General features: G+C 35.6%; 19 protein-coding genes. 17 read left to right on the top strand and 2 right to left on the bottom strand.

Annotated elements, in window-relative coordinates:
* The first annotated feature begins 1 nt into the window (after nucleotide 1).
* The 6 genes from RCG17_RS09410 (at nucleotide 2) to RCG17_RS09385 (ending at nucleotide 10,722) form a co-directional block, all read left to right on the top strand.
* Nucleotides 2–934: a glycosyltransferase family 2 protein gene (locus tag RCG17_RS09410; RefSeq protein ID WP_308174913.1), complete on the top strand. Its 933-nt coding sequence runs from the start codon at nucleotides 2–4 to the stop codon at nucleotides 932–934.
* The gene (locus RCG17_RS09405; RefSeq protein WP_308174912.1) at nucleotides 931–1,338 is read left to right on the top strand and encodes a GtrA family protein; all 408 of its coding nucleotides are present in this window, start codon (nucleotides 931–933) and stop codon (nucleotides 1,336–1,338) included. The genes RCG17_RS09410 and RCG17_RS09405 overlap by 4 nt, the downstream gene beginning before the upstream one ends.
* Nucleotide 1,339: 1 nt before the next feature.
* Complete coding sequence (locus RCG17_RS09400) at nucleotides 1,340–4,048, top strand: YfhO family protein (protein WP_308174911.1); 2,709 nt, start codon at nucleotides 1,340–1,342, stop codon at nucleotides 4,046–4,048.
* Between the two features lie 318 nt (nucleotides 4,049–4,366).
* Complete coding sequence (locus tag RCG17_RS09395) at nucleotides 4,367–6,910, top strand: Ig-like domain-containing protein (RefSeq protein ID WP_308174910.1); 2,544 nt, start codon at nucleotides 4,367–4,369, stop codon at nucleotides 6,908–6,910.
* A gap of 167 nt (nucleotides 6,911–7,077) precedes the next feature.
* Nucleotides 7,078–8,052, top strand: coding sequence for a glycosyltransferase family 2 protein (locus RCG17_RS09390; RefSeq protein WP_308174909.1), 975 nt, complete (start codon nucleotides 7,078–7,080; stop codon nucleotides 8,050–8,052).
* Nucleotides 8,053–8,145: 93 nt separating this feature from the next.
* Complete coding sequence (locus RCG17_RS09385; RefSeq protein WP_308174908.1) at nucleotides 8,146–10,722, top strand: YfhO family protein; 2,577 nt, start codon at nucleotides 8,146–8,148, stop codon at nucleotides 10,720–10,722.
* 54 nt (nucleotides 10,723–10,776) lie between these two features.
* Here the strand turns inward: RCG17_RS09385 and RCG17_RS09380 are convergent, their stop codons facing one another.
* A complete protein-coding gene (locus RCG17_RS09380) occupies nucleotides 10,777–11,769 on the bottom strand; it encodes an LCP family glycopolymer transferase (protein ID WP_308174907.1) in 993 nt (330 codons plus the stop codon).
* Between the two features lie 267 nt (nucleotides 11,770–12,036).
* Here RCG17_RS09380 and RCG17_RS09375 point away from each other — a divergent pair, with 267 nt between their 5' ends.
* The 11 genes from RCG17_RS09375 (at nucleotide 12,037) to RCG17_RS09325 (ending at nucleotide 22,584) form a co-directional block, all read left to right on the top strand.
* Complete coding sequence (locus RCG17_RS09375) at nucleotides 12,037–12,825, top strand: glycosyltransferase family 2 protein (protein WP_308174906.1); 789 nt, start codon at nucleotides 12,037–12,039, stop codon at nucleotides 12,823–12,825.
* Between the two features lie 100 nt (nucleotides 12,826–12,925).
* Nucleotides 12,926–13,540, top strand: coding sequence for a YveK family protein (locus RCG17_RS09370; protein ID WP_308174905.1), 615 nt, complete (start codon nucleotides 12,926–12,928; stop codon nucleotides 13,538–13,540).
* 74 nt (nucleotides 13,541–13,614) lie between these two features.
* Nucleotides 13,615–14,859, top strand: coding sequence for an O-antigen polymerase (locus RCG17_RS09365; RefSeq protein WP_308174904.1), 1,245 nt, complete (start codon nucleotides 13,615–13,617; stop codon nucleotides 14,857–14,859).
* Between the two features lie 36 nt (nucleotides 14,860–14,895).
* On the top strand, nucleotides 14,896–15,657 hold the full coding sequence (locus RCG17_RS09360) for a glycosyltransferase (RefSeq protein WP_308174903.1): 762 nt from the start codon (nucleotides 14,896–14,898) through the stop codon (nucleotides 15,655–15,657).
* Nucleotides 15,658–15,669: 12 nt separating this feature from the next.
* Nucleotides 15,670–16,377: a glycosyltransferase family 2 protein gene (locus RCG17_RS09355; protein WP_308174902.1), complete on the top strand. Its 708-nt coding sequence runs from the start codon at nucleotides 15,670–15,672 to the stop codon at nucleotides 16,375–16,377.
* Nucleotides 16,378–16,607: 230 nt separating this feature from the next.
* The gene (gene rfbA, locus RCG17_RS09350; protein ID WP_308174901.1) at nucleotides 16,608–17,480 is read left to right on the top strand and encodes a glucose-1-phosphate thymidylyltransferase RfbA; all 873 of its coding nucleotides are present in this window, start codon (nucleotides 16,608–16,610) and stop codon (nucleotides 17,478–17,480) included.
* 10 nt (nucleotides 17,481–17,490) lie between these two features.
* Nucleotides 17,491–18,051, top strand: coding sequence for a dTDP-4-dehydrorhamnose 3,5-epimerase (rfbC, locus tag RCG17_RS09345; protein ID WP_308174900.1), 561 nt, complete (start codon nucleotides 17,491–17,493; stop codon nucleotides 18,049–18,051).
* Nucleotides 18,052–18,060: 9 nt separating this feature from the next.
* Nucleotides 18,061–19,083: a dTDP-glucose 4,6-dehydratase gene (rfbB, locus tag RCG17_RS09340; RefSeq protein WP_308174899.1), complete on the top strand. Its 1,023-nt coding sequence runs from the start codon at nucleotides 18,061–18,063 to the stop codon at nucleotides 19,081–19,083.
* Between the two features lie 2 nt (nucleotides 19,084–19,085).
* Complete coding sequence (rfbD, locus tag RCG17_RS09335) at nucleotides 19,086–19,931, top strand: dTDP-4-dehydrorhamnose reductase (protein ID WP_308174898.1); 846 nt, start codon at nucleotides 19,086–19,088, stop codon at nucleotides 19,929–19,931.
* A 417-nt stretch (nucleotides 19,932–20,348) separates the two neighbouring features.
* Nucleotides 20,349–21,410, top strand: coding sequence for a glycosyltransferase family 4 protein (locus tag RCG17_RS09330; protein ID WP_308174897.1), 1,062 nt, complete (start codon nucleotides 20,349–20,351; stop codon nucleotides 21,408–21,410).
* A 97-nt stretch (nucleotides 21,411–21,507) separates the two neighbouring features.
* Nucleotides 21,508–22,584 (top strand): glycosyltransferase family 4 protein, encoded by a 1,077-nt coding sequence (locus tag RCG17_RS09325; RefSeq protein ID WP_308174896.1) that lies wholly within the window; start codon nucleotides 21,508–21,510, stop codon nucleotides 22,582–22,584.
* A gap of 450 nt (nucleotides 22,585–23,034) precedes the next feature.
* Here the strand turns inward: RCG17_RS09325 and RCG17_RS09320 are convergent, their stop codons facing one another.
* The gene (locus RCG17_RS09320; RefSeq protein WP_308174895.1) at nucleotides 23,035–23,673 is read right to left on the bottom strand and encodes a YigZ family protein; all 639 of its coding nucleotides are present in this window, start codon (nucleotides 23,671–23,673) and stop codon (nucleotides 23,035–23,037) included.
* Nucleotides 23,674–23,761 lie beyond the last annotated feature (88 nt).

Genomic DNA, 23,761 nt, shown 5'->3' with positions numbered 1-23,761 from the left:
AGTGTCAAAGTTATCGATAATTATACCGGTATATTATAATGAACAAAATATCCCCTTTCTTTTTGATAAATTGAATGAGGAAATTTTCTCCAATCCTGCATATGAACATGAATTAATTTTTGTTGATGACGGATCTGGAGATAACTCATATGGTGAGTTATTAAAGCTTCAAAGCCAAGATTCTAGTGTAAAAGTTATCAAATTATCAAGAAACTTTGGCTCTCATACTGCGATATTGGCAGGCTTGACGTATGCTACTGGAGATTGTGCAACTGTAATTTCAGCGGATTTGCAAGATCCGCCGGAAATTATTAATAGGATGTTTGAAAAGTGGAAAAGCGGTAATAAGGTTGTTCTCGCCGTTAGAGAGGATAGAGAAGAATCATTTACACAAAAACTTTTTTCTAATACATACTATAAAATGATGAAACGTTATGCTTTACCGAATATGCCAGAAGGCGGTTTTGATTGTTTTTTAATCGACCGAAAAGTGATAACAATATTAACAAGTATTGAAGAAAAAAATACTACACTAATGGGTCAAATTCTTTGGTGTGGATTTAAAACTGAAAAGATCTATTATATTCGAAAAGAAAGAGAAATTGGAAAATCTAGATGGACCTTAGCTAAAAAAATTAAATTATTTATAGATTCATTTTTGGCTTTTTCATATGTACCCATCCGTTTTATGTCCCTCTTGGGAGTCATTATATCTTTACTATCTTTTTTAACAGGCATTGTTCTAATTATTAATAAATTAATAATTGGGGTTAACGTCCAGGGATGGACATCTTTAATGGTATTATTTTTGTTTATTGCAGGAATTCAAATGATAATGATGGGGATTATCGGTGAATATTTATGGAGAAATATGGATGAAGCAAGAAAACGACCGGTATTTATAATAGATGAGAAAGTGGGATTTCATAAATGAATAAATTAAAACTGTCCATAACAAAGTATGGACAGTTTATTAAATTTTGTTTGGTTGGCGCAACAAACACTGGTATCTCCCTATTGGTTTATGCTTTATTATTGAAGCTGAATGTTAATTATTTAGTAGCGAGTACAATCTCTTATTTAGCCGGATTAATAAACGGCTATTTTTTAAGTTCTTCTTTTGTGTTTAAAAATAAAATGAATCTTAACAAGGGTTTGAAGTTTTTTGGAGTTTATTTAACATCCTTGCTTTTAAATCTAGCAATTCTATATATATTAGTTGATCTGTTTCACTTATCAAAGCTTTTTGCACAGATTATAGTGACGTGTTTTAATGTTTTTTATAATTATTTTTTAAATAAAATATGGACATTTAAAGAAGAAAATGGGGTAAAGTAAAGTGAAAAAAAGAGTTTTCGTAAGAGACAAATATTTCTTTGTGCTTTTGTTATTCATGTTTATCATTGCCGGATTTCTGTTTTTTGACTTTATCCTTCAAAAACGTTTATATATATTTTTTGATATCGGTGGTGATACAAGACAATCGTATTGGCCGATGTATAAATATATTCTTGATTCCATCAGAAATGGAACATTAGGAAGTTGGTCTTTTCAAATGGGACTGGGCACAAGTACCTTTGCACTTTATGCCTTCTTATTTGATCCGTTCATGCTTATCTTACTTTTATTTCCTATTAAGTCTTTGGCATATGGAATTCTGATCATATCATTAATTAAAATATTTATATCCGGTATCATATTTTATGCATATTTATATTTATTTTCTATTAAAAAGTTCCCAGCAGTGATTTCTTCTTTAATCTGGGCTTTTAATGGCTACATGATGTTGTGGGGTCAGCATTATTGGTTTGCTACGATGCTTGTTTTTTTCACATTTATTATCTATACACTGGAGTTATGGATAATGGGGAAAAGACCTTACTTATTTTCGATCAGTATTGCCATTATGGCGATCAATTCACCATATTTTTTGTTTATGGTTAGTGTCTTTATTTTTTTCTATGTATTATTCCGCCTGCAATGGATTGAATCAAAAATTAATGTTAAGAAAGTGTTAGGAAAAATCACTCGCTTCTTTGTATCTTACTTCGTTGGATTGGGAGCTGGAGCTATTGTATTTTTGCCTGTTGCCTATTTAATATTATCTAGTCCTCGTACGAGCGGATCTCTTTTTAATGGACATATCTTTTATTTAGCTACCTATAAAGAATATGTTTCCATCTTTTTAAGACTGTTTTCCAACAATTCGCTTGGAGTAGGTCTGCAATATTTTGGTTCTATCAATTATTATGAAGGACCGTTACTTTGCAGCAGCCTTTTATGGATCTTGGCTTTTCCTCAATTATTCTTTATGAGGATGAGTATGAAAAATAAAATATTGCTGATTTCAGCAAGCATATTATCCTTCATTATTTTGATTTTTCCATTCTTCTCAACCTTTTTTAGTGCCTTTTCGTCTTTTAACTATAGATGGAACTTTCTTATTGAATTTTTAAATGTATTAACAATTGCTAGTGTACTACATTCTATTTCACAATTGAAGAAAGTATCCTATGCAGGTCTCTTCATTAGTTTTATATTTGTCGTAATTGGATGGTACTATTGTGATAAAGTGATGATTTTACATAATATGATTCCTGCAGCTTATGTACAAAGTCATTTTATAAAAAAAATGGCATTAATCGTGGGCATCTTTTTAGTTGTGTATTCCGTCACTTTGATGTTTTTACATAAAAAAAATTATTTTACCTGGCTTATATTACTTGCACTTGTTTCAGTTGAATTAATTACTTTTAATTATCAAACAGTAAATGATAGGTATACTGTTCCTGCAAATGTTAGTAAAATTAAAGAGGGTTATTATGATTATACAAATGAGACACTAGACTATATTAAAAATAAGGATAGCAGTTTATATCGCTTAGATAAAAATTACGTTTCTTATTCTTTCAATGATTCATTATTTCAAAATTATAATGGTGTCAAATCGTATAATTCATTAAATAATCCAAATTACTTAACCTTTTTAAAGGAATTAAATACCAGATTAAACGACAATAATTTAGCCGGTGGATATGATCAACGGCCAGTTTTAAGAGATTTAACAGGTGTAAAATATGTTTTAAGTAAAGATAATAATGTGCCGATAGATTATAAAAAACAAAAGAACTTTGGAGATGTTCACTTATTTGAAAATCCGGATGCCTTACCAATTGGGTTTACCTATAATTCTTATGTCACAGAAAAAGAATTCAATCAACTTATGCCTTTTGAAAAAGATGGTGTACTGCTGAATGCTGCAGTGGTAAAGAATGAAAGCCCATTAAATAAATACGTAATACCAAAAAGTGAAAGTAACTTAAAGTATAATATTAAAACATTAAAGGTTAATAATGGTTCTATTCGTAACGTAAAAGGGAATAATGACTTTGAAATATCCAGCGAAGTTGGGGACCCGGGGATTATTGTTCCTGTAACTAAACCAGAAAAAGGCTGGAAAGTGGAATTTGAGGTACAGGGGCCAAACAACACAAGCGGTCAGATTTATTGGAAAAGTGGAAGCGGGGACTATAATCAAACGAATGCATATTGGTTTAATGTTACGGGTAACTCGGAAAAGGTTGCCTTCGAAATAGATGTAAAAAATATAAATCAATTGCGTTTTGATCCTGGAGATGCACCAGGAGTCTATAGGATAAGGAATTTGCGAATAGTTCCTGTTAGCAATGTAAACGATCAAAATTCAATTAAAAAGCTAAAAATGAATAAATTAAATATCGTTGATTTTAAAAACAGTTATATTAAAGGCACAATAAATGTTAATAAGAAGCAAATGTTGTTTCTGTCAATTCCATATGATAAAGGTTGGAAACTTAAAGTAGACGGAAAAGAAGTTCAGACAGAACAAATAAACATTGGATTTATAGGTGCCCTTATCCCAAAAGGGAACCATATTGTAGAGCTTCAATATAAGCAGCCTTTATTAACTATAGGAACGGCCATATCATTGATTGGCTGTGTCCTAATCATTTTACAAATCATCTTTTTTAAGAAAAAAAACAATGAAATAAAAAAACTAACTGATTAGTCAAAGTGTCGATCCACCTTTGCTAATAAGTTTTGAAAATACCCTCTCAACAAACCTTACTAACCGGTTACTTCTAGTAACCGGTTAGTTTTTTATCGGTAAGGAAATGTTATTGGGAAAAGAAGAGAAAAATTCTTTATTTTACAAAAGTATCTAACAAAATTCAATTGTTTACTAGTATATTGTTTGGTATATTTGTCTAGGTACATTATAAATTTAATAATGACCTAGGAGGTGAATTTCATTAGACATAAAGTTAACAATTTAATACTTTGTGTGACCTTATTTACTATTATACTAATCTTTAATATTAGTAGGGTGTCAGCAGCTACCCTTCCTGCTAGAGGATATATTGATAATCCGCTTGGAGGTTCTGCTATTAGCGGAATTAGTAATGTTTCAGGGTGGTTTGTAGACTCAAGCGGTGTTTCCAAGATTGAAATTTTGGTCGATGGAACAAGTGTGGGATTGGCACAGCTTAATGATTCTCGCCCGGATGTAGCAAATGCATTTCCTGGCTATCAAAATCCTACTCCGGGTTACCATTATGCCCTTAATACAAAAAGTTTAACCAGTGGGCAGCACGCACTAACTGTTAAAGAAACTGGTAATGACGGAGGAACGACTGTCCTTAACAATCAAATGGTAAATGTACAAAATTTACCGGTAAGAGGATATATAGATTCCCCTACTCCAGGTTCTACCATTAATGGTGTATTTACGTTGCAGGGATGGTTCATGGATTTAAGTGGAGTAAACAAAGTAGAGGTATTGGTAGATGGGAAGAGCGTGGGATTAGCGCAACCTGGAGATCCTCGTCCCGATGTCGCAAAAGCTCTGCCAGATTATCAAGATCCAAATTTCGGATTTCATTATGCCCTTGACACAAGGAATTTCTCAGTTGGTCAACATTCACTGACGGTTAGAGAGACGGGTAATAACGGAGGCACGACACTATTAAACAGTCAATTGGTGAATATTCAAAATTTATCACCAATAGGTTCCGTTGATCTCCCTGCAAATGGCTCAACTGTTAAAGGTCAAGTTACAGTACAAGGTTGGGCTTTGGACGTAAGTGGAGTAAACAAAATTGAGATTTTAGTAGATGGAAGAAGTGTTGGAACAACACAGACTGGAATTGCTCGTCCAGATGTGGCAAGAGTCTTTCCAACGTACCAAGATACAAACTCCGGATATCAATATACACTTGATACAAAAAGTTTAACCAATGGTCAACATTCTCTTACTGTTAGAGAAATAGGGAATAACGGAATTACCACAGTGATAGGAGTTCAAAACGTAAATGTTCAAAATCTATCACCAATAGGTTCTATTGATGGTCCGACAAATGGCTCCATGATTAAAGATCAAGTTGTAGTAAGAGGCTGGTCTCTAGACGGAAGCGGAGTATCTAAAATTGAAGTTCTAGTCGATGGGAAAAGTGTGGGATTAGCGCAACTAGCAATTGCTCGCCCAGATGTACTAAAAGCTTTTCCGGATTATCAGTATGGAGATTCAGGATATCAATACACACTAGATACCAAGAGCCTACCTAATGGTCAGCACTCACTAACTGTTAGGGAGACAGGGAATAACGGATTAACTACAGTAATTGGCAATCAGACTGTAAATGTTCAAAACCTGCCAGTCAAAGGCTCTCTTGATACACCAGTAAATGGGAATGTAATCAAAAGGGAAATCAACGTACAAGGCTGGGCTTTAGATGGAAGCGGAGTTAATAAAGTCGAGGTCTTTGTAGATGGAAAAAGTGCTGGACAAGCGCAACTTGGTATTATTCGTACTGATGTAGCGGCAGTCTTCCCAGCATATCAAAATGGAAATTCCGGATATCAATATAAGGTTGATGCAAGGACTTTAACGAATGGAACACACAATTTAACCGTTGTTGAGACAGGGAATAATGGAACTACAACAGTACTTGGCAACTTAAATGTGAATGTACAAAATTTACCTTCAGTTGGTTCAATTGATGCTCCTTTGAATCTTACTACAATTAAAGGAACTACAACCGTCCAAGGCTGGTTCTTGGATGGAAGTGACGTAGCTAAAGTTGAAGTATTGGTTGATGGAAAAAGCATTGGAAATGCTCAGTATGGAAATACAAGAACAGATGTAGCAACTGCTTTTTCACAATATCAAAATTCAAATTCAGGTTATCAATTCAGTTTTGATACACAGCAGTTTCCAGATGGACAACACGTTTTGTCTGTAAAGGAAATCGGTACAAATGGTACATCTACAACACTATCAAGTACGATTCTAGTAAGTAATGGGGATCCGTATACTCTTATTGATTTGAGAAAACCGACAAATATAACGGCAGCCGATCTTACTAATTTCTTTAATAAGTATTATCCGGGGAGCCCTCTTTTAAAAGATGTCCAGTACTTTATAAATGCGCAAGCAACATATGGTGTGAATGCGCAGTACCTTGCAGCACATGCAATTTGGGAAACAGGCTGGGGAAAATCAGATATTTATAACTATAAGCACAATTTATTCGGATATGGTGCCTATGATACCAATCCATTTAACGGGGCTTATTATTTTCCAAGTGATGTAGACAGTATCAATTATGAAGGATACATTGTGCGGAAAAATTATTTAGACCCAACTGGCAAATATTATAATGGTTCTACCTTAAAAGGTATGAATGTTCGTTATGCATCTGACCAGAACTGGGCGAATGGTATAGCAAGCATTATGGAAAAAATAAAACCATATAATTATGCAACAGATTATGCATATTATAGTCAAACCAATATTCTACCAGCAACATCAACGGTACCATCAAGCTATGGTACTTCAATTCCAGTTGGTCAACCGACACCACCATTGTAAAATCCAAAAAGGAAATGACTCATTATGATGAGCATTTCCTTTTTTTATGGCTGTGTCAATTGAATGGCTATTTAATGTATAGTAAAATAATTAACTGACTAGCTTTTTGAACAAATAAAAATCTGAAGGTATATTTTGAACAATTTAATTAGAAAGGTGATTTAAAGTTGAAATTAATTTCTATAGTTGTTCCTTGTTACAATGAAGAAAAATCAATCGAATTATTTTATTCTACTGTACAGCCTATACTAGAGGGGATAGATTATATTGATTATGAATTTATTTATGTGAACGATGGGAGTAAAGACGCAACAGAGGAAAAATTAAAAGAGTTAAGCAAGCTTGAAATGAAAGTCAGATATATTAGTTTTAGCAGGAACTTTGGTAAAGAGTCAGCCATGTTAGCGGGTATTGAGGCCGCACAAGGCGATGCGGTTATATTAATGGATGTTGATTTACAGGATCCTCCTGACTTGTTGCCTCAAATGATAGAAGATTGGTTTGTTGAAGGATTTGATGTTGTATACACAAGGCGATCTACACGATCGGGTGAACCTCCCATCCGAAGCTGGTTTGCAAAACAGTTTTACAAATTAATTAATGCAATAAGCGATGTACAGATAGTTGATGGAGCAAGGGATTATCGTTTAATGGACAGAAAAGCGGTAGATAGCTTTTTAAGAATAAAAGAACGAAATCGCTTTGCAAAGGGTCTATTCATGTGGGTTGGATATAAGACAAAATGTATCGAATTTGAAAATGTAGAAAGAGCTGTAGGTACTAGCAGCTGGAGTTTTTGGAAATTAGTGCAATATGCTATAGATGGTATAGTGTCTTTTACTATTTCTCCATTAAGATGGGCGACTTATTTTGGCTTCCTTACCGCCAGTTCTGCGTTTCTATTTATGTTTTATACCATTTTTAAGAAAATACTTTTTGGAAATGCTGTTAGCGGCTATGCTTCAATAGTGACGATCATATTATTCTTTGGCGGGATTCAGCTTATTTTCCTTGGGATTATTGGAGAATACATAGGCAGAATCTTCATTGAGGTGAAGGCTAGGCCTAATTATATTATAAAGGAACAATCTTCATCTAGTGCTAAAAAAGTTAAAGGAAGGCACGCAGTTTTAAAAAGATAAATATAATGTAAAAATTTTATGCTGAAAGAACTTGTCGGCTCCCTTTTCACATTTTGTTTAAAATACTTTGGTTTATATTTTTGGGGGTAAATGATGCAGAGGACTTTAACTCGATTTACTGGTTTAATTATTTCCTTTCTTCTGCCGTTTTTTATACTCGGTGGTGTCCTTGTATTAAGGAGGATTTATCCATTCGGGAACCAATCTTTATTAATGGCAGATCAATATACGCAATATATTCAATTCTATAATCACTTTTATGATGTGATAAAAGGTGGAAACGGAAGTCTCCTTTACACCTGGGAAGAAGGAATGGGATTAAATTTTTGGGGAACATTTGCTTATTACCTATCAAGCCCTATTTCTATTGTCGTTCTCTTTTTTCAAAAGTCTCATTTGCCTGAGGCATTTGTCATAATGACACTAATTAAAATTGGGTTAGCTGGTCTAATGATGAATGTTTATCTTTCGAAACTATTTAAGACCAATAAGTTAACAATTCTCATCTTTTCTACACTATATTCTCTGGTTTCTTATTCTATCGGATACTTTTTTAATATTATGTGGTTAGATAGTGTTTATATGCTACCACTTGTCCTATTGGGAATCGAGTTTCTCCTTAGGAAAAGGGCATTATTGTTGATTATTAGTTTATCCATTTTATTTGTATCTAATTTCTATATGGCCTATATTGTTGGTCTGTTCGCATTTCTTTATTATCTTCTCAGAATTTTTTCAACACCAACAACAATAAAAGAATTTATTAAATCCTTTTTATTATTTATGTTGTCTACGATTATTGCAGGTGGGATCTCTGCATTTATCACGTTACCAACATTTTTGTTATTGAAAAGTAACGGGAGTCCATCGGTAACATGGGGTGATATGTTAAATTTCGGGTTCGGCTTTTTTGATCTATTGCCTAAATTTTATAACGGCAGCGGCCATCTTTTTGATTTGCCAGATGTTTATTGTGGATTATTAGCAATGCTTTTGTTTCCAATCTATTTTATGAATAACAAAATAAAAAGCAGAGAAAAAGTTATTTATTTTATTTTATCTTTTATTCTTCTATTAAGTATGCAAATAAACGGTTTAAATTTAGTCTGGCATGCATTTTCACCTCCAACAGGATATTATCAGCGATTTGCGTTTGTAGTTTCCTTTATTCTAATTTTATTATCGTTTAAGAGCTACCTTACCTTTGATAAGGAGAATATTTCAGCGTTATTTAAGGTATATTTAGCAAATGTTTTTATTTTAATGTTACTGACAAAGCTATCTCCTGATATGATGTCAGTGAATAAGGCTTTGCTTAATATCATTATATTAACTGTTTTTGGTTTATTACTTTATGGAAAAGCAGTTTCAGCAAATCTAAAATCATTATTTCAAGTTTTACTGTTAATTGTTGCATGTATGGATTTGGGATTAAATGCTTATCTTCACCTTAGAACGATTAACAGTTATACTGGCTACAGCTTTACTCGTGATCAATATAACATACAAAATCAGTCATTTGAAAAAATTGTAAATCAACTAAAAAATGCTGATAAGGGATTTTATCGGACCAATTCACTGGTTCGTCTTACTCCAAATGATTCAATCCGATATGGCTATAAAGGAATGACCAACTTTAATACCTTGTCGAATGGGGTACTTCATCAATTTATGAATAATATAGGATATAGTACAACCTTAGGTTCACGTTCTTTGGCGCAAAATCAAGGTATTTTAACTTCGGATGCCTTATTTGGTTTTAAATATTTGATTACACAAGAACCTTTAAGTAAATATGGTTACAAAATGGAGAAGTGTGAGAATGGTATTTGTTTGTATAAGAACGAATTTTCGTTACCGATCGGCTTTATGGTTAATCAGAAGCAGTTTGAATTTAATACGAATGATGATAATCCCTTTGAAAACCAAAATCAATTATTAGGTCCAGTAAATCAAAATAACAGTTACTTCCAACAAATAAGAGCTCTCTCTATTTCATATAAAAACTTAACAGTAACTAACCAAGGAAATATACAATATATTAAAAAAATAGATCCACAACAAGAGGGATCTATTGAGATGGTTCTTAATGTCAAGAATAAACAACAATTGTATACGTCGCTCTCGGCAGGAAAGGGATTTGCCGGATATAATGAAACAACTATATCTGTTAATGGGAAATCTTTAGGAGTATATCCTACCTATCATAATGATCGGGTTTTAGATCTTGGGGCTTTTTCCAATGAAAAGGTAACTGTTAAAATTGTATTTTCTGTCCCAGATACACAATTGACGCAACAATTATTTTACGGATTGGATATTTCGAGTTTTAATCAACGGATAGGTGTATTAAACAAAGAACCACTTCATGTAAAAAGTTGGACTGAGACTACCGTTAAAGGGAATATTAACGTATCACATTCAGGCTCATTATTCCTGTCTATTCCATACGATAAAGGATGGAAAATTTCAGTGGATGGAAAAAATGAGCAAATTAAAAAGCTTGGTGGATTTATCGGCGTGAACTTGGACAAAGGAGAACACACAATAGCTTTATCCTATTTGCCTGAAGGTTTTAAAACGGGGTGTGCAATATCAATCGGAAGTCTGCTTTTACTGTTGATTTACATCGTTGTTATTTTAAAAAGGAAACAAACAAAGGAAAATTAGGAATTTTTCCTTATAAAAAAACCCCAGCGTCATTGGTATGGCGCTGGAGTTTTTTTATTGGTAAATATTTATTCTAGAAACTGTGCCAGGTTTAAGTCCAAGCTGTACGCGCAACTGATTTGATAGCTGCTGGCGGGTCTTATCAGAAACAAAATAATACCATCCAGAATTTGTATTTTTGCCATCACCTGTAATTTCTACTTTATTAATGGTTTTAGCTGCTGCTTTATAATTCGACTGAACACCGATTATATCATCCATTGTTAGGTTGGTCTCAATATTATCTTCTAAAGCAGTTAAAATATGATTATAGTTTGTTAGAGTAGAAATGGATGCACCTTTATGAATTACCTTTGTAATTACTTCCTTCTGTCTGTCTTGACGGCCGAAATCTCCGCGTGGATCTTGGTGTCTCATCCTTGCATATTCAAGCGCCTGCAAGCCATTTAAATGCTGCGGTCCTTTTTTAAGGGTTACACCGTCTAATTCAAAAGCATACTGATTATTTACATCAATACCGCCAACAGAATTGACAATATCCTTGAATCCTTCCATATTTACCTGAACATAGTAATCAATTGGAATATTCAAGAAATTTTCTACCGTATCAATCGTCATTTCAATGCCGCCATATGCATAAGCAGCATTTATTTTTGTAATTCTATTTTTACTAGGATTAGTTGTTGAAACAATCTTAGTCTTTGTATCTCGAGGGATACTTACAAGAGTTGTTGTTTTTTTCTCAGGATTAACTGTTGCAACAATCATTGAATCTGTACGTCCAGAATCGCCTTTACGTTTATCTACACCAACAAGAAGAATGGTAATTGGATCCTTTTTGGAAAATTTAACTTCCGTTGTGCGTTTCTGGGAAACTGTACGTGAGATTGGTTTATGCATTTTATCAACAGCGTTAACAACATCGTTATAAACATTGTAAAAATAGACACCAGCACCGACTAGTAATATGAAAATGGCAAGAAGAGTAACTCTAAATACTCGGAGTTTTCTTTTTCTCTTTCTTGGTCTTTGGGATCTACTAATCACTTAAAAACCATCCTTTTTAAGTTTTTTGGCTGCACAATCTAACAGCGCATATTTAAAAGTATAATTGCGATATGTCATAATTTCAACCATTAATGAATAAATGGTAAATAAATTATACAAAATGCGACAGGATAATGCTATAATATGTCTTTGTAAATGAAAGCAAGGTTTAGGATTGTCGAAAAACTGATCTAATACATTTTTGTTCCAGCAATAGGAAGGCTTGTATTAATTTCGATAATAAATGACATGGAAGAGTGTGTGAGAATGGATTTAAAAGCGAAGATTGCTATAAGCATTGTGACATACAACAGTAATCATATATTTGATGTTCTGGAAAATTTGAAGAGCGAATTTGGCGAAGACAGCCATTTTCGTATTGTTATTTTTGATAACCATTCAAGTGAAGATTACCAAAAACAACTAAAGGAATATCAAGATTTTGCCGATATTACTTTTTACCACGAAAATAATGGCTTCGGCTTTGGACATAACTATAATCTTTTACATGCTGATGAGGATTATTTTTTGATTTTTAATCCTGATATTATTCTAAAAAAAGAAACACTTATGACGATGGTTGAAAAGATGGAAAAGGATAGCAGCATATCTCTCATGGTTCCAAAGGTCTTGAACTCGGATGGCACTACACAGCATTTAATGCGAAATCGGATTACTGTTTTCGATTATGCTCTAAGATTTGTCCCTTTTCAATTTGTGAAGAAAATGTTTGCAAAAAGACTTGCTTCGTATGAGTGCAGAGATCTTCCAGATGACAGGGATGTTCAAATCCGCATTGGCTCTGGTTGCTTTATGCTGTTTAGGGGAGAGACTTTTAAAAAATTAAACGGATTTGATGACCGTTATTTTATGTATTTTGAAGATACAGACCTTTGCATGCAAATGGAAAAAAGGAACATGAAAATCATCTATACTCCTTTTTCAGAGGTAATCCATTACTATGAAAGAGGTGCACATAAAAATTCTAAGCTATTTAAAATTTTTGTACACTCAATGTATAAATTTTTTAATAAGTGGGGCTGGAGGTTATTTTAAGGATAATTGAAATTTAAATAGTGATTTGAAATTAGAAAGTTAATTTGATATTTTTTAGCTAGTAATAAACAATTTAATCACAACAATTCGGAGGCATGAAATGGAAGAGTCAATGCTAATAAAAGATATTATGCTAGTAATAAAAAAATACTTATGGTTAATTATCCTTGTGACAGTCATCGGGGGCGTGGCGGGAAAATTTTTAGCTTCCAATGGACAACCCCCAACATATCAAAATACAGCCTTAGTGCTTCTTGAGAAACAAACTGATAAAACAGTCTTAAATATTAATCAGCCTGATGATTACAATCGTTTTCTAACAACAGCGCAAACTCTTGTCAGTACGCCTGCGATATTAAAATCAGTAAAAAGTGAATTAGGTTTGAAAGATTCCTTAAGTAAGTTAGGTACAGAAGTAAATGGTACAATCGAAAATGGTTCACAGATTATCAATATAACGGTAACAGATGCGAATGCTAAGAGGGCAACAAAAATTGCCAATAAAACTGCAGACGTATTCCAAAGAGATATTAAAAACTATTTAGGTGTTAAATCTGCACAAGTTGTAGAACCTGCCCAAGCTGGCCATGAAACTGCTATTTTGCATTCTAGAACAAAGGCAAATGTTGTAATGGGAGTAATTATTGGGTTAGTAATTGGATTAGCATTGGCCTTCATTTTAGGTTCTTTTGGACGTAAAAAAGCAACAGTATAAGCAAACGTTAAAACTGTGTCTTCATTAGATAGTAATGTATATTTATTGGTGGAGACTTTAAAGGAAAGGAGTTTTTGAGTGGCTTGATAAATCCGTATTATATTTATGTCTTTTCTTTTCTTGGAGTATTAGCTGCCTACCTATTAGGCTGGTCTAATTTGTTTCCGCCTTTAGGTTCTTCACTTTTACTTTTTTTAGTCTGTTCAATACTAGTTGCTCTTTTTATTGGAAGGTCTTTTGCAAAACGAAAAATAATCACATTTAATAATGTGGAATATAAAGATAATGTCAATTGGATTACCTATGCGATTTTAATTGGTTATGGAATTGAGATTTTATACTTTAGAAATTTCCCGCTCCTGGCTGTTTTCAGCAAATCCACCATGAGCTATACCGATTTTGGGATCCCAACTTTTCATGTTTTCCTTGTTACCTTTAATTCCTTTTTTTCTATTTACCTGTTCCAATTAATTCTTTCTGTAAAAGAGAACAGAAAGAAGCTGATTATTCTTTTTGTGCTTAATCTAGTCCCATCTTTATTGATATTAAATAGGGGTATGTTGATTATTATTTTAATGAGTTGTGTTTTTGTCTACTTAATTAAGTATCAATCAAAAATTACTATTCGAAAAATAGCCGGGCTCCTCGTTTTAGCAATCATCGGTTTATACCTTTTTGGTATGGTCGGAAACATGCGTGTAAATAAAACATACCAAACTCAAACATCTAGATTTGATAATAGTATGTTCCTGCAAATTGGTGGGGCGACTAAGGATTTTAAAGAATCTCTTATACCAAAGGAGTTTTTCTGGACATATATATATGCTGCATCCCCAATAGCCAATTTGCAAGAAACAATCGATAAGTATGAGATGAACAAGGACATTTCATTAACTGATTCTTTTAAGTTTACAACCACGCAAATATTACCGGATTTTATTAGTAAGCGAATTGTGAAACTATATGATTTTACCGTTCCGAACCCGCTTCAAATTGCTCCTGAATTAAATGTTTCTACTGCATTTGCGCAGCCGTATGTGATTATGGGCTGGGTCGGGATCTCGTTTTTTGCAATATTTGCTTTCATGTTTTCGTTTTTCTATATTCTGTTATTGAAAAGGATCAACAGTGAGTATTTTGTAGTAGGTGTCGCCATCCTTAACTCAATATTTGTATTCAACACTTTTAGTAACATGTTTGCTTTTACTGGATTAAGCTTCCAGTTAGTTTATCCAATTTTATTTTCTCTTTTTAGTGTAAAAAAAATCAATCCAAAGGCTGTTAATGATGAAAACAACATTAGTAATAGTGTTATATAAAATGCACCCCAAAACTCAAGTACATTCAGTACGTTGATGAGTGTTTTAAATGGAAAGATGACAAAAGATCTTTCTGTCATACTTTATGACAATAGCCCAAATAGTCAACATTTTGATAGTAAAAAGTATGAAAATGTTCAAATCTCTTATAAACATGATCCAAGGAACCTTGGCATTGCTTCAGCATATAATTATGCACTTGAGGCTGCCAGGGAAAATGGCAGCGAATGGCTGATGCTGCTAGATCATGATACTGAGATTACCTCTGAATATACGGAAGCGGTCATGAATTGTGATGAGCAAGACAGTAGTGTCGCTGCGATTGTTCCTAAGATCAATAGCGAAAATCAGATGATATCACCGATCTATAGCCATACACTAAGGCCATTGCAGGGTGATAAGCCAGTTCCCGGAATTCAGGAGAGACCAGTGATGGCGATTAATTCAGGGGCCTTAATCCGCATAGAGTTTTTAAATAAAATCGGCGGTTTCAATGAGGAGTTTCCACTGGACTATTTGGATCATTGGCTGTTCCATGTCATTTACGATCATGGTTATAAGGTTCGGTTGCTCGACGTAATGTTGGAGCACGAACTATCGGTAATGGATTACAGCAGAGTCTCACTAAAAAGGTATCAGAGTATTTTGGAGTCTGAAATTAAATATTTCAGGAATTATCAACAGGACTTATATAAAGCCTATCGAATCCAACTGGCTAAGCGCTTTTTAAAACAGGTGTTGACAGTTAAAAATAAGAAAATTGCACTTTATACGCTGCGCCGTTTTTTTTCGATGTAAAGGAGTTTTAAAATGTTATCTGTTTGTATGGCAACCTACAATGGAGAACGGTTTGTTGTTCGGCAGCTTGATTCGGTCCTCAAACAGCTCGGACCCGATGATGAAATAATTGTTGTTGATGATGGGTCGAAAGACAACACGGTAAAAGTAATTCGAGAAACATATGACACCCGAGTACAGGTTTATGTCAATGAAAGAAACTTAGGTGTTATTCATAGCTTTGAAAAGGCGATATCTTTAGCAAAGGGAGATATCCTTTTTCTGTGTGACCAGGATGATGTTTGGGAAGATGACAAAGTTGAATCGGTTATAAACACGTTCAAGGAACAGGATTCCGTCCTGGTTGTCCATGATGCCCGCGTTGTCGATGGTAACCTGGAGATAATCAATCCATCTTGGAATGATTACAACCATAACAACATAAATCAAGGGATTTTTGGGAATATTTTAAAAAACGCTTATACGGGTGCATTTATGGCCTTTAAAAAAGAGTTGAAAGAAGATATTCTTCCATTCCCAGCCTCGATCGAAATGCACGATCAGTGGATTGCTTTGGTTTGTATGTTGGGAAAGAAAAAAATCACCTTCATCGATAAGCCATTGGTAAAATATGTCCGCCACGGCGGCAATGTAACCGGAATGAAGAAACGGTCTTTATCCACTCAATTAAAGGGGAGAATGAGAACACTTTCAGCTATTGTCGGTTATCGAAGACACTGATTACATTTCTTTTACAAATTCCTTCTTTGTTTGTCTTTTTAACCCCTTGTCATTATAATAGGGAAGGAAATACATGTCGTTTTTTGGCAAATAATAAGGAGTAAATTTTTCCGAAAACTTATTCTTTATTATGTTACATAAATGCAGCTACGCCACTGTCTTCGCCCTTAGGGGGCCAATCGGCGAGTTTGCTTGAAATAAAAAAGTCCATATTTGAGGAGATGTCTTTCGTGAAAGGAATTATTCTAGCAGGCGGCAGTGGAACACGTCTGTATCCGTTAACTAAAGTTGTTTCAAAGCAATTATTGCCTGTATATGATAAACCAATGATTTATTATCCACTATCCGTGCTTATGCTTGCAGGGATTAAGGATATTTTAATCATTTCTACACCAGAGGATATAACAAGGTTTGAACAAATCTTGGGAGACGGTTCTGACTTAGGAATGAATTTCTCCTATAAAGTTCAGCCGCATCCAGGCGGTTTAGCACAAGCCTTTATACTGGGCGAGGAATTTATCGGAGATGACAATGTCGCTTTAGTCCTTGGTGACAATATTTTCTATGGACATGGATTAACAAACCGATTAAATAGTGCGGCAGGACGTGAAAATGGTGCTACTGTTTTCGGCTATTACGTCAATGATCCGGAACGCTTCGGAGTAGTTGAATTTGATGAAAATGGCAAAGCGGTATCCATTGAAGAAAAGCCGGAAGTGCCAAAATCCAATTATGCCGTAACAGGTTTGTATTTTTATGATAATCTTGTTGTCGAGTATGCCAAAAGCATTCAACCTTCTCCACGAGGCGAGTTGGAAATTACCGATATCAACAAAATTTACCTTGAAAACGGCGAGTTAAATGTTGAACTATTAGGCCGCGGATATGCTTGGTTAGATACTGGAACACACGCCAGCCTTTTAGAAGCATCACAATTCATTGAAACGGTAGAAAAACGCCAATCGTTAAAAATTGCCTGCCTTGAGGAAATTGCTTTCAACATGGGCTATATCTCAAAAGAGCAGCTGTTAACGCTCGCAAAGCCATTAATGAAAAACCAGTATGGCGAATATTTAGTGAAAATCGCCAACCAAGCGAAGTGAGGTTCATAAAATGAATATTATCGATACAAAAATACCTGATGTAAAAATCCTGGAGCCAAAGGTTTTTGGTGACCACCGCGGTTATTTTATGGAAAGCTATAGCAAAGAGTTATTTGAAAAATTAGGTTTGCACTATGATTTTGTTCAGGATAATCAATCATTATCCGCTCCTGTTGGCACTTTAAGGGGCTTACACTTTCAGTTAAATCCAAAGGCACAAACAAAGGTTGTACGCTGCTTAACTGGTGCGATCTATGATGTTGCTGTTGATATCCGCAAGGGTTCACCTACATATGGCGAGTGGGTCGGGGTTATTTTGAGCGAGCACAACAAGCGTCAATTGCTTGTTCCAAAAGGCTTTGCCCATGGCTTCTGTACATTGGTTCCAGATTCAACAGTTGCGTACAAAGTAGATGAATTTTATTCACCAGAACATGATGGCGGCATTCTTTGGAATGACCCTAAATTAGGAATTGATTGGCCAACAACAAGTCCAATTCTTTCTGAAAAAGATACGAAACATCCAACGTTAGAAGAAGCAACACATCTTAACTTTGTTTACGATAAATAGGAGGGCCTTATGAAATTATTAATCACTGGCGGAGCAGGTTTTATTGGCAGTAACTTTGTCCGTTTTATGGTCAATAAATATCCGCAATACCAAATCGTTAATCTTGACTTATTAACATACGCAGGAAATCTTGAAAACTTAAAAGACATTGAAGACAAACCAAATTATAAGTTTGTCAAAGGCGATATCGCTGACCGTTCATTTGTGAACAACCTATTTGAGCAAGAAAAGTTTGATTATGTGATCAACTTTGCGGCTGAATCCCATGTTGACCGCAGTATTACCAATCCTGAAATCTTTGTCCAAACAAATATTCAAGGAACATTGGCTCTTTTAGATGCGGCAAAAGAAATTGGCGTGAAAAAATACCTCCAAGTATCTACTGACGAAGTATACGGTACGCTTGGTGAGACTGGCTATTTTAGCGAAACAACACCTTTAGCAGCGAACAGTCCATATAGTGCAAGTAAAGCAGGAGCAGACTTACTTGTTCGCGCTTATCACGAAACTTTCGGGCTGCCAGTTAACATTACTCGCTGCTCAAATAACTATGGTCCATTCCATTTCCCTGAGAAGCTGATCCCGTTAATGATTATTAACGCCTTGCATGATAAGGAGCTTCCAGTTTACGGTGACGGTTTAAATATCCGCGACTGGCTTCATGTGGAAGACCACTGCCAGGCAATCGACCTTGTGCTTCACAATGGCCGTGTCGGCGAAGTGTATAATGTTGGTGGAAACAATGAGCGCACAAACATCCATATTGTCAAAACAATTCTTGAGCAATTAGGTAAGCCTGAGAGCTTAATTAAGTATGTGAAAGACCGTCCAGGACATGACCGCCGTTATGCGATTGATGCAACAAAATTACGCACTGAGCTTGGCTGGCAGCCTAAATATACTTTTGAAACAGGTATTAAACAAACAATTGATTGGTATTTAAACAATCAAGAATGGTGGCAAAAAATTATTTCTGGGGAATATCAAGATTACTTTAAATCACAATATGGTGATAGATTAGAGGTCGAATAAGAATGAAAGTAGTTGTAACGGGTGCAAAAGGCCAATTAGGTCAAGATGTAATGAAACAATTACAAGCGCAAAACCATGAAGCTTTTGGGACAGACCGTGATGACTTAGATATTACCAACGAAGCGGATGTACTAAAGTTTATCAGTGACGTAAAACCAGATGTAATTCTTCACTGTGCTGCCTATACAAATGTTGATGCAGCAGAGGCTGACCGCGAAACTGCTTATCAAGTTAATGCAGTAGGTACGGAGAATATGGCAAAAGCAGCAAAAGCTGTTGATGCAAAAATCCTTTATATCAGCACGGATTATGTTTTTGATGGCACAGCTACTGAGCCATACGAGGTTGAACAACCAACTAAGCCGCTTGGCGTGTATGGTGAAACAAAATTTGCTGGTGAAGAGTTCTTAAAGAAACATGTGGAAAAGTACTTTATTGTACGGACTGCATGGGTATTTGGCATCGGTGGCAACAATTTTGTTAAAACAATGATCCGCCTTGGCGAAGAGCGTGGCGAAGTCGGCGTTGTCCATGACCAAGTTGGTTCACCAACGTATACAGTTGATTTAGCGAGCTTTATGCTTGAATTGATGAAAACAGACAAATTTGGTACCTACCATGCGACAAATGGTGGCGTATGTTCTTGGTATGAGTTTGCTGTTGAGGTCTTCAAACAAGCCGGAATGAGCCAAGTAAAAGTAAGTCCGTTAACTACAGATCAATTTCCACGTCCGGCAAAACGCCCAGCTTATTCTGTTTTAAGTAAACAAAAAATGGAAGAAGCTGGCTTTACACCATTGCGTGATTGGAAAGAAGCATTAGCAGCATATCTTGCTGAGACAAAATAAAGGGTCTGAACCCCATGAAAGGGGTTCGGACTCTTTTTTAGTTAAGGATATCAGGGGAAAGTTCACGGATAAACGGGTGAATCTTGCGGATAAAATGGCAACTCTTACGGATATTTTGGATAGTTAAAGCAGGTTTGATGTTGTCGAATATATGAAAAAAATGCTAATATGCATATAAAACTGGGGCATTATGTAAAATTTTCACTTTTCAAACTTATAATTTAAGTATATATTAAGTTAGAAAGTTTAAATTTAAGTTACAAGATGCTGTCGAAACGACTAAAGTGTTCCATAATTTTTTTGGCTGTGCTATAATCCTTTAGGGTACAAAGTTTAAGAGTTTAACAGTTTAAGAGTCAGCATTTAAAATGAATCCAAGTTCAAGAAAAGACAGGATACGTAATAATGGAGGGCGTTATGGTTTACTTTACACTAGTGGTCTGTTTCTTTTCGTCAATACTGCTCACACCTTTAGTTAAAAAACTGGCTTTCTTAATTGGCGCAACAGATAAACCAAATTATCGAAAAGTTCATCAGCGAATCATGCCGAGATTGGGCGGATTAGCGATTTTTCTTAGTTTTATAATCGGAACATTACTCTATAAACCTATAAATGCTGCCTATTTTCCGATTGTAATCGGCAGTGTCATTATCATTTTGACAGGAATGCTGGACGATGTGAAAGAGATTTCGCCAAAGCTTAAGCTTCTTGGTCAAATTGCAGCAGCAGCGGTTGTCGTTATTTTGGGAGACATTCGAGTTGAATTTATTAACCTTCCATTTGGAGGTCAAATAAACTTCGGAATTTTAAGTATTCCAATGACCATGCTTTGGATTGTCGGTGTTACCAATGCAATCAATTTAATCGATGGTCTTGATGGCTTAGCAGCTGGTGTATCAACAATTGCATTGTTTACAATCGCTGGAATGTCCTTTATCACAGGGCAGGTAGTTGTTTCCGTCATCGCTTTAATTGTAGCGGTCAGCACAAGCGGTTTTCTATTCTATAATTTCCACCCAGCTAAGATTTTTATGGGTGATACAGGAGCCTTGTTTCTGGGCTACATTATTTCAGTACTAGCATTACTTGGATATAAAAATGTAACTTTCATCTCACTGATTATTCCTGTAATTATTTTAGGGGTTCCGATTTCGGATACTTTCTTTGCGATCATCCGCCGCTTGGTTAATAAGCAGCCGTTATCTGCTCCAGATAAGTCACATTTACATCACTGCTTATTGCGGAGTGGATTCTCCCATCGCCAAACGGTTTTAGTTATTTATGCGATGAGTATTTTGTTAGGATTAGCGGCTTTCATCTTCTCATTAGCAACAATCTGGGGTTCAATCTTCGTTGTCCTTACCCTATTGATTTGCATCGAGATTATTGTTGAAAAAATCGGCCTTGTCCGTGAAGATTATAAACCATTGTTAAACTTCTTTAAGGGAATTAGACCAGTAAATATAAGGAATAGATAATGGTATAAGCCTGAGAAACATTTTGTTTCTTGGGCTTTTTATTTTTTAATGTTTTTTCCTTTTTTTTATGGATAACCTAATATCAAGGAGGATTACTATGATCTATCTTACCTTGATATTATGTTTTATCACGTCTATAGTTATGACACCAATTGTTAAAAAAATAGCATTTATCGTAGGTGCGACGGATCGCCCCAATCAACGAAAGGTTCATCAGTCTGTAATGCCTCGTTTAGGAGGTTTAGCCATTTATATAAGCTTTTTGCTGGGTTTTTACATACTGAAACCGCCATCTCCCGCTGCTAATACTTCTTCCATCATCCTTGGCGGTGCGATAATTGTCCTGATTGGTTTTTTTGATGATATTTTTGAGCTGTCAGCAAAAATTAAATTGGCAGGACAGTTAGCGGCAGCGGTTGTCGTTGTTTTTTTAGGGGATTTACAAGTGGACTTTATCAATTTGCCCTTCGGTGGCAGGATTGATTTTGGCTATTTAAGTATTCCGTTTACTATTATTTGGATTGTCGGCATCACCAATGCCATTAATTTGATTGATGGTTTAGATGGCCTCGCAGCCGGGGTATCATCAATCGCATTAATTACCATGGCCGGAATGGCTTATCTCACTGGGAATTTATATGTTGTGGCCGTCAGTTTGATTCTGTTAGCAAGTACACTGGGATTCCTTATTTATAATTTCCATCCTGCAAAAATTTTCATGGGGGATACAGGGGCATTGTTTTTAGGATTTATGATTTCCGTTCTCTCCTTATTGGGTTATAAAAATGTCACCTTTATTTCCTTGATCGTTCCGGTCATTATTCTCGGAGTTCCCATCTCCGATACCTTTTTTGCCATTTTAAGAAGAATTATTAACAGACAGCCATTGTCCGCTCCAGATAAGTCCCACCTGCATCATTGCATGCTGCGTCTGGGATTCACCCATCGGCAAACCGTTTTACTGATCTATTCCATGTCGATGTTTTTCGGACTGGCAGCTGTGATTTATTCTCAAGCCAAGTTTTGGGGTTCCTTCATGTTAATTGGTGTGTTGCTGATTATCATTGAATATGTGGCTGAAAAGGTTGGCCTTGTGGGCAAGGACTTTCATCCACTGCTTCGGATTATGAAAAATTTGAAGCTCTCAACTGGAAAAGTATTAAACAAAGAATAAGGGGCCTCTGAGAGGCCCCTTGCGACGTTCTTTTATAATTGTATATTCTTCTGTGGATCTAGGCAAAGAGGTCCCGACTAGTGCCCGTGCTCGAGGAAATGAATAGAGCAAGGGAACAAAAGGCCCCGACTAGTGCCCGTGCTCGAGGAAATGAATAGAGCAGGGGAACAAAAGGCCCCGACTAGTGCCCGTGCTCAAGAAAAAGAAGGGAGCGGGGGAATCATTCCACTTCACAAGAAACCGGTGAAGAAGTGGAATGAAAAGGAGCTAATCATTCCACTTCACAAGAAGACCTGAGGAGAAGTGGAAAGAAAAAGAACAATTCATTCAACTTCACTTAAAAAAACGAGAAGAAGTTGAAAGAAAAGAAGCCCAAACAATCTCCGCCTCAGGTAAAACCCACCATAAAAAAAGACCATCAAATCAAGCTTTGACAGTCACGAATCACCTTTATTTTACGTAGTCTTCCTCTAAATAAACCTGGTCTCCGCCTTCAATCTGGCCCTGCCCATTTGTTAACTCCACCATCCAATCTGTAAATACTTGCACCTTGTCCTCATCGACATAAACCTCAATTTCAACCGTATCTAAATAGTGGATTTCTTTAATAGGGTAGACCGAAGCACGCAGTTCTTTTTCCAGCTTACCAAGCCATGTGTAGTCAACTTTAACATGCATGATTTGAACAAGCCGTCTCTCGACAACACCCACTGTGTTTAATCCTTCGGAAGTGGATTTTCCGTAAGCCCGAATAAGCCCGCCTGCACCTAGCTTAATTCCGCCAAAATATCTGGTTACCACCACAACCGTGTCTTTTAGATTCCGCTTTTTCAATACCTCTAAAATCGGTACACCCGCTGTGCCGCTTGGCTCTCCATCATCATTAGCCTTTTGAATCTGGTCGTTTTCACCGATTAAATAGGCCGAACAATTATGTGTCGCGTTCCAGTGCTTCTTTTTGATTGTCTGGATAAACTCCTGGGCTTCCTCCTCGGTTTCTGCACGTGAGATTTGGGCAATAAAGCGGGATTTTTCAATGACTATTTCATGTTCCCCGGTTGTTTTCACTGTATAATAATGGGAAAGCATTAGGTCTCCTCCCTTAAAAAACGTGTAATGGCGCTGTTTCTATTATAATTCGGACTGAATCGATTCACCAGTGTAATAAAACTTTAAT

Origin of the sequence: Neobacillus sp. PS3-12 (assembly GCF_030915385.1) — a bacterium.
Taxonomy (GTDB): Bacteria; Bacillota; Bacilli; order Bacillales; family Cytobacillaceae; genus JAEVLT01.
The sequence above is the reverse complement of the archived record's forward strand: the minus strand, read 5'-3'. Positions and strand labels throughout refer to the sequence as shown.